The sequence below is a fragment of the Candidatus Nanopelagicus abundans genome (genome assembly GCF_002288305.1).
GTDB lineage: Bacteria > Actinomycetota > Actinomycetes > Nanopelagicales > Nanopelagicaceae > Nanopelagicus > Nanopelagicus abundans.
The window spans coordinates 148134-161189 of sequence record NZ_CP016779.1; the positions used below are offsets into that span (position 1 = coordinate 148134).

The following is a 13056-nucleotide window of genomic DNA, read 5'->3' on the forward strand; positions in this document are numbered from 1 at the left end:
AGTACGCCCTTTAAAGTTGGCTTTAGCACTCTAAGCCCCCGTGTGCTAATTCAGCATTCGGGTTACTTCAGAGGGATTAACAAAATAAAGAAGGAGATATCAGATGGCAATTTCAATTAAGCCACTAGAAGATCGCATAGTTGTTAAAGCAAATGAGGCAGAGCACAAGACTGCATCTGGTTTAGTAATTCCAGATACTGCTAAAGAAAAACCACAAGAGGGAACTGTAATGGCAGTAGGTCCTGGTCGTTTTGAAAACGGAAACAGAATTCCATTAGATATTAAAGAAGGTGATGTTGTACTTTATTCAAAGTATGGCGGCACTGAAGTTAAGTACAACAATGAGGAGTACTTAGTACTTTCATCCCGTGATGTACTAGCAATTATTGCGAAGAAGTAAGCCGTGGGTAAATCACTTCAATTTGATGAAGCAGCAAGACGCGCGATGGAGCGCGGTGTAAATATCCTGGCTGACACTGTAAAGGTAACCCTTGGTCCTAAGGGCCGTAACGTAGTTATTGCAAAGAGCTACGGAGCGCCTTTAATCACTAATGACGGTGTAACTATTGCTAAAGAGATTGAACTGTCAGATCCAGCAGAAAACATGGGTGCTCAACTTGTTAAGCAGGTTGCCGAGAAGACCAATGATGTAGCAGGAGATGGCACAACAACTGCAACAGTTCTTGCCCAAGCTATGGTTAAAGAGGGTCTACGTAATCTTGCAGCAGGTGCACAACCTATGGAGCTTAAGTATGGAATTGAGCAAGCAGTTAACGCAATTACTGAAGCACTTCGCAAAAACTCAACTGCAGTTAGCGGAAAATCTCAGATTGCAGATGTTGCAACAATTTCAGCTCAAGATAAAGCAATTGGTGATCTAATTGCTGAAGCAATGGATAAGGTCGGCAAAGATGGCGTAATCACTGTTGAAGAGTCATCAACTACTGGACTAGATCTTGAATTCACCGAAGGTATGCAATTTGATAAGGGTTATATCTCACCCTATTTTGTTACTGATGCAGACCGCATGGAGACAATTTTAGAAGATGCATACATTCTTATCTCTGGCCAGAAGATCTCAGCGCTAAGTGAAATTCTGCCAGTACTAGAAAAAGTTGCACAGGCAAGTAAGCCATTGTTAATTATTGCTGAAGATGTAGAGGGTGAAGCACTTTCTACCTTAGTTGTTAACCGTATGCGTGGAACTTTTGCATCAGCTGCTGTTAAAGCACCTGGCTTTGGTGACAGACGTAAGTCAATGTTGCAAGATATTGCGATATTAACTGGCGGTCAGGTTATCTCTGCTGAAGTTGGTTTAAAGCTTGAGCAAATTGATATCTCATTGCTTGGTAAGGCTCGCAGAGTTGTTATTTCAAAGGATGCCACCACAATTGTTGATGGCGCTGGAAATAAAAATGATGTAGCCGCAAGAGTTACTGAGATTCGTCGCGAGATTGAAAATACTGATTCTGATTGGGATCGCGAAAAACTACAGGAGCGAGTTGCAAAACTTGCTGGTGGTGTTTGCGTAATCAAAGTTGGTGCACATACTGAGGTTGAATTAAAAGAGAAAAAGCATCGTCTTGAAGATGCTATCTCTGCAACTAGAGCTGCTGTTGAAGAAGGAATTGTTGTTGGTGGAGGTGCGGCATTAGTACATGCTGCAGCAGCCCTTGATAATGATTTAGGATTTGAAGGAGATCGAGCTGTTGGTGTTCGTCTTGTGCGCAAAGCATGTGATGAACCACTTCGTTGGATTGCAGAAAATGCTGGCCAAGAAGGCTATGTTGTTGTTTCAAAAGTTCGTGCAATGAAACCTAATGAAGGTTTTAATGCTTACTCAGAACAGTATACAGACCTTGTTAAAGAAGGCGTAATTGATCCAGTAAAGGTAACTAGATCAGCACTTGCAAATGCTGCATCAATTGCTGCAATGTTTATTACAACAGAGGCACTTGTCTTTGAAACTCCAGAAGAGAAGAAAGAAGAGGCCACAGGTCATGGACACTCACATGGAGCAGGTGGGCACTCACACTAATATAAGTAAAAAATAGAAGCCTTGGTTTTAAAATTCTCGATAATCGACTAGCATCAACTAGTGGGAAATGTAACGCTAACAGTTGATTGCGGCGGAACTGGAATCAAGGCTTCGGTATTTGATCAGCACAGCAAAGTTTTAGTTGATTTTCCTTACCTTACAACCCCGTATCCAATGTCGCCAAACTCATTAGTTGAAATCATTTCTAATTATGTTTTAGCAGATCACCGTATTAATCGAGTCACTGTGGGATTACCTGGCATGATTCGTAACGGAAAGATTGTATTTATTCCACATTACATTAATAAACGTGGCCCTCGCACTATGCCAGATCCCCACTTAAAAAAATTATGGCATAGTTTTGATTTGCAAAATACACTTCACAAAAAACTAAAGATGCCAATTTTAGTTTTAAATGATGCAGAGGTTCATGCTGCCGCAGTTATTACTGGGGTTGGTCTTGAAACAGTATTAACATTTGGTACTGGATTAGGGTGCGCAATGTTTAACAATGGGAAATTAGCTCCCCACATAGAGTTATCCCATGCAACAGTTAGATATGGAAAAACTATTGATGCTTGGATTGGTGAGATATCAAGGCGGCGTATGGGAAATCAACTCTGGTCTCGCAGAGTTAAGGCTCTAATTGGAGAGTTATACCCAATGATTATTTGGGATAAGTTATATATTGGCGGAGGCAACGCGCAACGTATTAGTAAGTCAGCACTTAAAAGCTTTGACTATAAAGTGAAGATAATTCCAAATTCAGCTGGGGTTTCAGGTGGCGTAAAAGCCTGGGATCTTAGAGCGTAAGTTTTAAAGATAACTCACAACAGATACGATTAGATATATGTCCGATATTGAGTTAGGTCCGGGTAAGCGTGCACGAGCAGCTTATTCTTTTGATGAGATTGCAATTGTGCCATCAAGGAGAACTCGCGACCTTGAAGAAGTTTCAATTAGTTGGCAAATTGATGCATATAAATTTGAATTACCATTTATTTCAGCTCCAATGGATTCAGTAGTTTCACCTGAAACTGCAATTGCAATTGGAGAAGCTGGTGGGCTAGGTGTTTTAAATCTTGAAGGTATTTGGACAAGATATGAAGATGCGCAGAAACAATTATCAGATATGGCAAAACTTTCTGAAGATAAAGCAATTAGAAAAATGCAAGAAATTTATTCAGCTCCTATTCAACCAACCTTAATTAAAGAGCGATTGGCTCAGATTAGAGCAGCTGGAGTTACTGTTGCTGGAGCGCTCTCACCACAACGGACTGCAGAGTTTCATAAAGCAGTCATTGATGCAGGTGTTGATATTTTTGTTATTCGTGGCACAACAGTTTCTGCCGAGCATGTTTCAGAAAAAACAGCTCCGCTTAATTTAAAGAAATTTATTTATGAATTAGATGTGCCAGTAATTGTTGGTGGTTGCGCCACTGCTCAAGGCGCACTGCATTTAATGAGGTCAGGAGCTGCTGGTGTTTTAGTTGGCTTTGGTGGCGGGTCTGCTCACACTACGAAAACAGTTCTAGGAATTTCAGTTCCAATGGCGTCAGCAGTTGCAGAGGTAGCATCTGCGCGCCGCGATTATTTAGATGAATCTGGTGGCCGGTATGTTCATGTAATTGCCGATGGTTCAGTTGGTAGTAGTGGTGAGATTGCAAAAGCTGTTGCATGTGGAGCGGATGCAGTAATGATGGGTTCACCTCTTGCTAAAGCATCTGAAGCACCCGGTAAAGGTTGGCATTGGGGACTTGAAGCACATCACGGGCAACTTCCAAGAGGTAACCGTGTGCAAGTTGGCACAGTCGGTACTTTAAATGAAGTTTTAACTGGCCCATCGAACACCTCAGATGGTTCAATGAATTTATTTGGAGCACTTAGAAAGTCAATGGCAACTTGCGGCTATTCTGATCTAAAAGAGTTCCAGCGAGTTGAAGTGGTAATTCAGCCTTAGTTGTAATCTGTGAAATCACTTAAAGTTTGTCAGTAATTAAGGGATATCTATAAATTTCTTTTGTTAAATCAAGAGTATTGAGTAAACTTAAACCATGAGAAAAATAATTAAGTTTGCGATAGCAACTTCTTCACTTATTATTTTTTCCACCATACTTACGCCAGTTTCAAATGCCGCGCCTAATAAATCTTTAGATAAAATTAAATGCAAGATTACAAAGGCAAAGGGGCATACTGCTAAAAGTATTAATCCACCTGAAATTAAAGGACCATTTAAAAATAGAACCTTTACCTTCACAACAAACTGTGGCGATGTTGTAGTTGAAGCAGATGGAAAGAGTGCTCCAATTACAGTTACTGCATTATCAGCGCTAGCAGCCGGTGGTTTTTTTGATAAAACACTTTGTCACAGACTAACTACTGAAAATATTTTTGTTCTTCAGTGCGGAGATCCAACTGCAACTGGCTTAGGTGGACCAAATTTTACTTATCGAGATGAAAATCTACCTCTAACCGATGAAAATAATTACCCAGCAGGCGTAGTTGCAATGGCTAACTCAGGGCAGAATACAAACGGTAGTCAATTTTTTATTGTTTACGCAGACACATCTTTACCACCTAGTTACACAATTTGGGGCAAAGTAACAAAAGGTTTGGAAATTGTTCAAATGGTTGCAAAAAGTGGAGTATTGGATGGAAAGAAAGATGGTTCACCAAAACAAAAAATTGGAATAGAAAAAGTAAAGGTTCGTTAGTTAGTATTTACAATCTTAAACACTTCAGCAACTGATCCAGCTGGCAGATTATTGGCTTGAGCATTTCGCTCACCCCACTCACGGACCATATTTTCTAAGTTTTCATTATGAGCAGTTTGGCTAACATGACTATGAAGTGCTTTCATTTTCTTATCAAAAGTTGAAGTAATATCAATAAAGTGATCTGGGTTTGAATTAGACATTACCCAAACCTCTTTTACTCGCCACGGTTGTAATCCTTCATTTTTTAGTAAATCTTCAAATGCAAATGGGTTTCTAGAATCTGGATAGACAGCTTGAATTGCCGCTTCACCTGCAGCCATATGATCTGGATGGGATGCAAATAAGCGGTCCCAATTCCTATCTGGTGATTGGATAAGCATTCGATCAGGTTTAGTAATACGAATTTGTCTAACAATATCTTTGCGTAATTCAATAGTTGGTACTAACCAACCATCTCGATAATTTAAAAATGTTATATCTGTAACTCCAACTGCTAGACCTGCCTCACGTTGCTCACGCTGGCGAATTTTAGGCATTTCCTCACGTGGCACAGATAGATCTTCACCACCTTGATCACCATTTGTGCAGATGCAATATGAAACCTTAATTCCTTTAGCACTCCAAAGAGCAATAGTTCCGGCAGCTCCAAAGTCACAATCATCAGGGTGCGCAGTTACAACTAAAACTCGCTCGATCTCACTGTCATTTAATGGCTCCATCATTGGCAAGGTTACCGCAGCAATTTGCCTCATCGTACCGACCGATAGACTTACCAATATGTCCGCGTTAATCGAAGGTTTAAATCCTCAACAAATAGCAGCGGTTAAACACGAGGGTTCACCTTTATTAGTTGTAGCAGGTGCAGGTTCTGGAAAGACCCGAGTACTAACAAGAAGAATTGCTTATTTATTAGCGCAGCGAAATGTTGCCCCATATGAGGTACTAGCAATCACCTTTACAAATAAAGCAGCTGGTGAAATGAAAGAGCGAGTTGCGCAATTAGTTGGTGATCGCGCCAAAGCTATGTGGGTATCAACATTCCACTCAGCATGTGTGCGGATACTACGTAAGGAGGCTTCATTACTTGGTTATACAAACTCATTCACAATCTATGATCAAAGTGATTCACTAAGGCTAATTACTCTAGTGATGCGTGATTTAAATTTAGATGCTAAGCGCTATGCACCAAGAGCGGTAGCAGCTTTGATCTCGCAGGCAAAAAATGAACTAATGGGTCCAGCAGATTATTTAAATCAAGGCAAAGATCAATTCCAAGAGATAGTTGCCCAAGTCTTTGCTATTTATCAAAAGCGATTAAGCGGTGCTAATTCAATGGATTTTGATGATTTAATTGCAAAAACTGTTGAAGTCTTACAACGCCATCCAGAAACTAGAGCTAAGTATCGCTCACGCTTTAAACATATCTTGGTAGATGAATATCAAGATACTAATCATGCCCAGTATGTCTTAATTAAAGAGTTGGTAGGAAGCGCCTCTGATTCCTTCGCTTTAGCTGAGCTTTGTGTTGTGGGAGATGCTGATCAATCTATCTACGCTTTTCGTGGCGCTAACATCCGAAATATTTTACAATTTGAAGCAGATTATCCAGAGGCTAAAACAATTTTACTAGAACAAAATTATCGCTCAACTCAAAATATTTTAAGCGCTGCTAACGCAGTGATTTCAAATAATGAAGGCAGGAAAGAGAAAAATTTGTGGTCTGAAAATGGCGCTGGTTCAACAATCATTGGTTATGTGGCAGAAAGTGAACATGATGAGGCTGATTTTGTAGTTCGCGAGATTGGTCGGCTTCGTGACTTAGCAAAATCAAATCCAGGAGATACCGCAATTTTCTATCGCACTAATGCGCAATCTCGTGTTTTTGAAGAGGTATTTATGCGAATAGGAATTCCATACAAAGTAGTGGGTGGAGTTAGGTTTTATGAGCGAAAAGAAATTAAAGATTTTCTTGCCTACCTTAGAGTAATTGTTAATCCAAACGATGAAGTTTCACTTAGAAGAATTATTAACACACCAAAGCGGGGTATTGGTGATCGAGCCCTTGATTTACTAGACCTATACGCCCAGAGCAATAACTTAACTTTTTGGCAGTCATTATGTGAGGTTAAAAAAAATCAAGATATCGCTCAAAGATCCGCTGCTTCTTTAATTGAGTTTGTTAAATTAATTCAATCATTACAAACACTAGTTGAGGCAAAAACTAGGCCATCTGTTATTGCACAAGCAGTACTTGAACAATCAGGATTACTTACTGAGTTATCAGAGAGTAAAGATCCACAAGATGAGGTTAGAGTTGAAAACTTAGAGGAGTTAGTCGCAGTTGCAACAGAATATGAAGAGGGTGAAGTTGATGACGGAGAAGAAATTTCATTAGTAGGTTTCTTAGAGGATGTCTCACTTGTTGCAGATGCTGATCAAATACCAGAAGGTGAAGATCATGGCGGAGTAGTAACGATGATGACATTACACACCGCAAAAGGACTTGAGTTCCCAACAGTTTTTTTAACAGGTATGGAAGAAGGTATTTTTCCACACTCTAGAACACTTGGTGATCCAGATGAATTACAAGAAGAGCGCCGGCTTGCTTACGTTGGACTAACGAGGGCTAGAGAAAATCTTTTTATTACAAGAGCTGAATATCGTTCATCATGGGGTTCACCTAATTACAACCCAGCATCTAGATTTCTAAGTGAAATACCAGATTCAGTAATTGAATGGAATCAAGCGCAGGAAAAAGCACCTTCAATTAAAACTACATCACGGCGCACATTCGCCCCAGTTAAAGCAACTGGCAAAATAAATACCACTATGCAACTTGAAGTTGGTGAGCGCGTATCACATGACACATTTGGTTTAGGAACTGTAGTTTCAGTAAGTGGTGAGGGTGATCGAGCCGAAGCAACCATAAATTTTGGCTCATTTGGTGAGAAGCGACTGCTACTTCGTTATGCACCAGTTGAGAAATTATAAATTTACTCACTTTCTCATTACTATTACTACCTTGCGCTTTCCTAAATTTGATCGGGGAAATTAGTGGATCTTTTTGAGTATCAAGCACGTGATCTATTTGAATCTCATCAAATTCCAGTGTTAGCCGGCGCAGTTGCCACCACAGCAGATCAGGCATATTCAGCGGCTGAAAAAATTGGTGGAAAAGTTGTTGTTAAAGCTCAGGTAAAAGTTGGTGGCAGAGGAAAAGCTGGTGGGGTAAAGCTGGCAGAAAATGCTGCTGATGCTAAAGAAAAAGCCGGTGCAATTTTAGGAATGGACATAAAAGGACACATAGTAAAAAAAGTAATGATTGCTCAAGCAGCACCAATTGAATCTGAGTATTACCTAGCAATTTTATTAGATCGTGCTAACCGAAACTTTTTAGTTATGGCATCAGTAGCTGGTGGTATGGAGATTGAAGAGGTTGCCCATAAAACTCCAGAAAAGCTAGCAAGAGTTGGAATTGATCCAAATAAAGGCATTGATAAGGCGCAAGCATTAGAGATTGCAAAGAGTGGACAATTTCCAGCAGATGTTTTAGATCAGGTTGGTGATGTGTTAGTAAAACTATGGCAGGCATTTATTAAAGAAGATGCCACCTTAATGGAGATTAATCCATTAGTTAAAACTACTGATGGCAAAGTTATTGCTTTAGATGGCAAAGTTACTTTAGATGACAATGCTATTTTCAGGCATCCAGAACATGAGGCTCTAGTAGATCATGATGCAACTAACCCACTAGAAAAATTAGCAAAAGAAAAAGATTTAAATTACGTTAAATTAGATGGTCAGGTAGGAATTATTGGTAACGGCGCAGGTCTGGTAATGAGTACGTTAGATGTTGTGGCATATGCTGGCGAGAAATATGGCGTTAAACCAGCAAACTTTTTAGATATTGGTGGGGGTGCCTCTGCTGAGGTAATGGCAAATGGTTTATCAATAATTTTAGGAGATAGTGACGTTAAAAGTGTATTTGTAAATGTATTTGGTGGAATTACTGCTTGTGATGCAGTCGCAAATGGAATTGTGCAGGCCCTTGAAATCCTTGGTAGTAAAGCCACTAAACCAATTGTTGTAAGACTTGATGGTAATAATGTTGAACTAGGTCGAAAGATATTAAGTGAAGTAAATCATCCATTAATTCAGCAGATAGAAACAATGGATGGCGCAGCAGCAAAAGCGGCAGAGTTGGCGGGGAATAAATGACAATTTTTGTTAACGAAAGTACTAAAGTAATTGTGCAAGGTATGACTGGCTCTGAGGGAACTAAGCACACTAAACGTATGCTTAAAGCTGGTACAAAAATTGTGGCTGGTGTAACACCTGGTAAAGGTGGTCAATCTGTTGATATGGATGGCCAAATAATTCCAGTATTTAATTCAGTCAAAGAGGCTATCTCAGCAACTGGAGCTAATGCTTCAGTTGTATTTGTGCCACCTAAGTTTGCCAAAGCTGCCGTAATAGATGCCATTGACGCGATGATTCCATTAGTAGTTGTAATAACTGAAGGAATTCCAGTCAATGATGTTGCTGCTTTTTATGCATACTCAGTTGAAAAAGGTACAACTCAAATCCTTGGCCCAAACTGCCCAGGAATAATTAGTCCAGGTAAAACTAATCTTGGAATTATCCCCTCAGACATAACAGGCAGTGGACCAATCGGTTTAGTTTCAAAATCTGGAACCCTTACATATCAGATGATGTTTGAATTAAGAGATTTTGGTTTTACTACTGCAGTTGGAATTGGTGGAGATCCAATTATCGTTACAACACATATTGATTGTTTGCGTGCATTCCAAGATGATCCAGAAACTAAGGCAATTGTTATGATCGGTGAAATAGGTGGGGATGCAGAAGAGCGTGCTGCGCAATTTATTAAGGAGTATGTAACAAAACCTGTAGTTGGATATGTTGCTGGCTTTACCGCACCTGAAGGTAAAACGATGGGCCATGCTGGCGCAATTGTCTCAGGTTCATCTGGTACTGCAGCAGCTAAAAAAGAAGCATTAGAGGCTGTCGGTGTTGCGGTTGGTAAAACACCAAGTGAAACCGCTAACTTGATGCGCAAGATATTGAATGGATAAAAAGCAGATAGGAAAATAATGGTTGCGCGTAGGTTATGGACAGCGCTGCAACAAGTAGTTCGCTCAGTTCTAATAATTCTATTTCCACTTGCATTTATAACTTTATTTGCTTGGGCAACTGCTGGTAGTACTTATGGAACCACTTCCGATCCAATGCGGGCAGCTGTTTGGCTTTGGTTAGGTTCACACCTAACCCCATTTAACATAACAAGTAATGAAGTAAGTGGCTATCTCTCCTATTTACCACTTGGAGCAGTTGTTTTGCCTTGGCTAACTATGCGCCTTGGGTATAAAAGAGTTCTTGAAGTAGTTGGAAATAAAAAAGTTAGTCGAGCATATTTTATTATCGCCTACTTATTAATCTATTTACTTCTCACTTTAATTTCTAGTAATTCACAAGTTTCAACTGATCTATTTAGGGGATTAGGGATTTTATTTATTCTACTTCTAACCGCTACCACAGATCTTAAGGTTGAAAATTCTATTAAGTTGCCAATGCAAATTTTCCTGATCATGTTAGGCATTGCCGGTATCTTATTTTCTATTTCTTTAATGCTTAATTTTTCAACTGCAAAAAACCTAACTATTGTGCTAAATCCAGGGATATTAGGCGGCCTACTTTTATTACTACTGCAGTTGTTATACCTACCAAATATTATCTTTACCACTCTTAGTTATATTCTAGGCTCTGGTTTTTCATTAGGAAAAGCTACTGATATCTCACCATTTATATTTAACTTAAGAGAGATCCCAGCAATTCCAGTATTAGCTGGGCTACCTTCTGATGAGAATATTTGGTTTCTTCTGCCCACATTGATGATCGCAATTTACGGCTGGATTAACTTAACTTTAATATTTAAGTTAAATATTGATACAAAAAGTAAGCGCCAATTAATTTTAAGATTATTTATAGTTTCTATTGCGGGCGTGATGATTATTGCATTTATTACTTCAGGATCATTAATCTCTAGCAATATGTCACCAGTTGGTGTAAATCCTCTACGAATTGGAGCAGTAGTAACAGCGCACCTCTTGCTTGTGCTGCTACTAATGATCTTGTTGCCAAAGGTGTTTAAGAAGAAAGATAGCAAGGGTAGGCTTACCATATGAGCGCAGTGATTATGGATGGCAAAAAATTAGCCAAGCAGACTAAAGATGGCATAGCTGCTCAAATTAAACAGAGTAATAAAAAATTAGGACTTGGTACTATTTTAGTTGGCGATGATCCAGGCTCACTAGCTTATGTTGAAGGAAAGCACAGTGATTGTGCTGAAGTTGGTATCAACTCAATTAGAGTTGAATTACCTAAAACGGTAAGTGAGCAAGAAATCATCAAAGCTGTAAATGATTTAAACAATAATCCAGAGTGCACTGGTTTTATTGTTCAACTGCCACTACCAAAGTCCGTTAATACTGAAAAAGTCTTACTAGCAATTGATCCTAAAAAAGATGCTGATGGCCTAAATCCAGTTAACTTAGGTAGTTTAGTTTTATCAGCAAATAAAGTAATTCCCTGCACACCTAAAGCAATTTTGGCATTATTAAATGAGTATAAAATTAAGTTATCCGGTAGCAAAGTTTTAATAATTGGTCGAGGTACTACTGTTGGCCGCCCGCTTTCAATCTTGTTATCTCAGAAACCTATTGACGCCACCATTACGCTGGCGCACTCAGCAACAAATAACTTGATGGATTTAATTAAAGAAGCAGATGTATTAGTTGTAGCTATTGGAGTAGCAAATTTTATTAAGTCAAATATGGTTAAGCCAGGCTGTACCGTAGTTGATGTTGGAATTACTAGAGAAGATGGCAAACTACTAGGTGATGTTGACCCAGCAGTTGCACAAGTTGCCGCTTACTTCACACCAACACCAGGTGGCGTCGGACCGATGACAAGAGCTATGTTGCTAAGTAATCTACTTGAGTTAGCAAAGTAATGAAAGAGAGTTTCACACTAGATCAGATCCGCCGTTTTTCACTTGCAGTGGTAGTAATTGGTCTAATTATTTCTATTAGTGGAGCAGTTAGAACAGGCTCAATTATTTTATCCCTTGGCGCTAGTGCATTTGTTTTAGCTAGGCACTCTCAAGTTAAAGTTAAGCGAAATATTGAACTCATTTTACCGATTATGATCTGTATTATGTTATTTGTCTTAGCTTTATCCCTGCCGAACGCTAGATAAATCACCGATTTAGAACTATTAGAAGTAATCAGTAATATTAGATATGCTCCCTGAAAGGATTAAATGAGTCGATCTGGAAAAGTAACAGTTGTTGGCGCCGGCTTCTATGGATCAACCACCGCACTCAGGCTTGCTGAATATAATATTTTTGAAACGGTAGTTTTAACAGATATTGTCGAAGGAAAATCTGAAGGCTTAGCCTTAGATATAAATCAATCTAGATCAATTGAAAACTTTGAGACCAAAGTAATTGGCGCAACAACTAATGCTGAAGGCGGCGGTTATGAGAAAACTGCAAATTCAGATGTAGTAGTTATTACTGCTGGTCTTCCTAGAAAGCCTGGCATGAGCCGAATGGATTTAATTGGTGTTAATGCTGGCATTGTTCGAGGTGTTGCAGAAAATATTGCAAAACACTCACCTAACTCTGTGATTATTGTGGTTTCAAATCCACTTGATGAGATGACCGCTCTTACTCAGTTGGCCACAAAGTTTTCTTATAACAAAGTAATTGGCCAAGCTGGCATGTTAGATACTGCCAGGTTTACTAATTTTGTTGCTGAAAAATGTGGCGTAGAGATCGCTAGCGTTAAAACATTAACACTTGGTTCACACGGTGAGACTATGGTGCCTGTACCAAGCCGTTGCACTGTAAATGGTAAAGCATTATCTGAATTCTTATCTGCAGTTGAAATTGCAGATTTAGTTGATAAAACTCGAAATGGTGGAGCTGAGATTGTGGCATTACTTAAAACAGGTTCGGCTTACTACGCACCATCTGCAGCAGCCGCTCGAATGGCAAGAGCAGTAATTACTGATTCAAATGAGGTAATGCCAGTATGTGCTTGGGTAAATGGTGAATACGGAATTAATGGAGTTTATTTAGGAGTTGAAGCTCAGATCGGTAAGAATGGCGCGAATAAAGTTGTCGAAACTAAATTAACAGCCGATGAGTTAGCCTCATTAAAAGTTGCTGCTGAGGCAGTTCGCACCAAACAAGCAGATGTTAAAGATTTATAAGGG

13 protein-coding genes are annotated in these 13056 nt (G+C 39.4%); 12 read left to right on the forward strand and 1 reads right to left on the reverse strand.

Annotated elements, in window-relative coordinates; translation table 11 throughout:
* Positions 1–103 precede the first annotated feature (103 nt).
* The 5 genes from groES to B1sIIB91_RS00815 all read left to right on the forward strand — a co-directional run bounded on the left by groES (position 104) and on the right by B1sIIB91_RS00815 (position 4752).
* Complete coding sequence (gene groES / locus B1sIIB91_RS00795) at positions 104–400, forward strand: co-chaperone GroES (protein ID WP_095687746.1); 297 nt, start codon at positions 104–106, stop codon at positions 398–400.
* Between the two features lie 3 nt (positions 401–403).
* Complete coding sequence (gene groL / locus B1sIIB91_RS00800; RefSeq protein ID WP_095687747.1) at positions 404–2038, forward strand: chaperonin GroEL; 1635 nt, start codon at positions 404–406, stop codon at positions 2036–2038.
* A 60-nt stretch (positions 2039–2098) separates the two neighbouring features.
* The gene (locus B1sIIB91_RS00805) at positions 2099–2851 is read left to right on the forward strand and encodes an ROK family protein (protein WP_095687748.1); all 753 of its coding nucleotides are present in this window, start codon (positions 2099–2101) and stop codon (positions 2849–2851) included.
* 37 nt (positions 2852–2888) lie between these two features.
* The gene (locus tag B1sIIB91_RS00810; RefSeq protein ID WP_095687749.1) at positions 2889–3998 is read left to right on the forward strand and encodes a GuaB3 family IMP dehydrogenase-related protein; all 1110 of its coding nucleotides are present in this window, start codon (positions 2889–2891) and stop codon (positions 3996–3998) included.
* Between the two features lie 94 nt (positions 3999–4092).
* Positions 4093–4752, forward strand: coding sequence for a peptidylprolyl isomerase (locus B1sIIB91_RS00815; RefSeq protein WP_095687750.1), 660 nt, complete (start codon positions 4093–4095; stop codon positions 4750–4752).
* Here B1sIIB91_RS00815 and B1sIIB91_RS00820 read toward each other — a convergent pair.
* Positions 4749–5507 carry a PIG-L deacetylase family protein gene (locus B1sIIB91_RS00820; protein WP_223298608.1) on the reverse strand — a complete coding sequence of 253 codons (759 nt, stop codon included), beginning with the start codon at positions 5505–5507 and terminating at the stop codon, positions 4749–4751. The genes B1sIIB91_RS00815 and B1sIIB91_RS00820 overlap by 4 nt on opposite strands.
* Positions 5508–5532: 25 nt before the next feature.
* Here B1sIIB91_RS00820 and pcrA point away from each other — a divergent pair, with 25 nt between their 5' ends.
* The 7 genes from pcrA to B1sIIB91_RS00855 all read left to right on the forward strand — a co-directional run bounded on the left by pcrA (position 5533) and on the right by B1sIIB91_RS00855 (position 13053).
* Positions 5533–7746, forward strand: coding sequence for a DNA helicase PcrA (gene pcrA, locus B1sIIB91_RS00825; RefSeq protein ID WP_095687751.1), 2214 nt, complete (start codon positions 5533–5535; stop codon positions 7744–7746).
* Between the two features lie 63 nt (positions 7747–7809).
* A complete protein-coding gene (sucC, locus tag B1sIIB91_RS00830) occupies positions 7810–8973 on the forward strand; it encodes an ADP-forming succinate--CoA ligase subunit beta (RefSeq protein WP_095687752.1) in 1164 nt (387 codons plus the stop codon).
* Positions 8970–9851 carry a succinate--CoA ligase subunit alpha gene (sucD, locus tag B1sIIB91_RS00835; protein ID WP_095687753.1) on the forward strand — a complete coding sequence of 294 codons (882 nt, stop codon included), beginning with the start codon at positions 8970–8972 and terminating at the stop codon, positions 9849–9851. The genes sucC and sucD overlap by 4 nt, the downstream gene beginning before the upstream one ends.
* 18 nt (positions 9852–9869) lie before the next feature.
* Positions 9870–10961: a cell division protein PerM gene (locus B1sIIB91_RS00840; protein WP_095687754.1), complete on the forward strand. Its 1092-nt coding sequence runs from the start codon at positions 9870–9872 to the stop codon at positions 10959–10961.
* Positions 10958–11788: a bifunctional 5,10-methylenetetrahydrofolate dehydrogenase/5,10-methenyltetrahydrofolate cyclohydrolase gene (locus B1sIIB91_RS00845; protein WP_095687755.1), complete on the forward strand. Its 831-nt coding sequence runs from the start codon at positions 10958–10960 to the stop codon at positions 11786–11788. Before B1sIIB91_RS00840 ends, B1sIIB91_RS00845 begins: the two co-directional genes overlap by 4 nt.
* Positions 11788–12033 (forward strand): hypothetical protein, encoded by a 246-nt coding sequence (locus B1sIIB91_RS00850; RefSeq protein ID WP_095687756.1) that lies wholly within the window; start codon positions 11788–11790, stop codon positions 12031–12033. Before B1sIIB91_RS00845 ends, B1sIIB91_RS00850 begins: the two co-directional genes overlap by 1 nt.
* Before the next feature lie 63 nt (positions 12034–12096).
* Complete coding sequence (locus tag B1sIIB91_RS00855) at positions 12097–13053, forward strand: malate dehydrogenase (protein ID WP_095687757.1); 957 nt, start codon at positions 12097–12099, stop codon at positions 13051–13053.
* The last annotated feature ends 3 nt before the right edge of the window (positions 13054–13056 follow it).

What these genes read in the sequence shown, in the direction of transcription:
- groES (WP_095687746.1), top strand. Translation starts at nt 104, where the DNA reads ATGGCAATTTCAATTAAGCCACTAGAAGATCGCATAGTTGTTAAAGCA.
- B1sIIB91_RS00810 (WP_095687749.1), top strand. Translation starts at nt 2,889, where the DNA reads ATGTCCGATATTGAGTTAGGTCCGGGTAAGCGTGCACGAGCAGCTTAT.
- B1sIIB91_RS00815 (WP_095687750.1), top strand. Translation starts at nt 4,093, where the DNA reads ATGAGAAAAATAATTAAGTTTGCGATAGCAACTTCTTCACTTATTATT.
- B1sIIB91_RS00820 (WP_223298608.1), bottom strand. Translation starts at nt 5,507, where the DNA reads ATGAGGCAAATTGCTGCGGTAACCTTGCCAATGATGGAGCCATTAAAT.
- pcrA (WP_095687751.1), top strand. Translation starts at nt 5,533, where the DNA reads ATGTCCGCGTTAATCGAAGGTTTAAATCCTCAACAAATAGCAGCGGTT.
- sucD (WP_095687753.1), top strand. Translation starts at nt 8,970, where the DNA reads ATGACAATTTTTGTTAACGAAAGTACTAAAGTAATTGTGCAAGGTATG.
- B1sIIB91_RS00840 (WP_095687754.1), top strand. Translation starts at nt 9,870, where the DNA reads ATGGTTGCGCGTAGGTTATGGACAGCGCTGCAACAAGTAGTTCGCTCA.
- B1sIIB91_RS00845 (WP_095687755.1), top strand. Translation starts at nt 10,958, where the DNA reads ATGAGCGCAGTGATTATGGATGGCAAAAAATTAGCCAAGCAGACTAAA.
- B1sIIB91_RS00850 (WP_095687756.1), top strand. Translation starts at nt 11,788, where the DNA reads ATGAAAGAGAGTTTCACACTAGATCAGATCCGCCGTTTTTCACTTGCA.
- B1sIIB91_RS00855 (WP_095687757.1), top strand. Translation starts at nt 12,097, where the DNA reads ATGAGTCGATCTGGAAAAGTAACAGTTGTTGGCGCCGGCTTCTATGGA.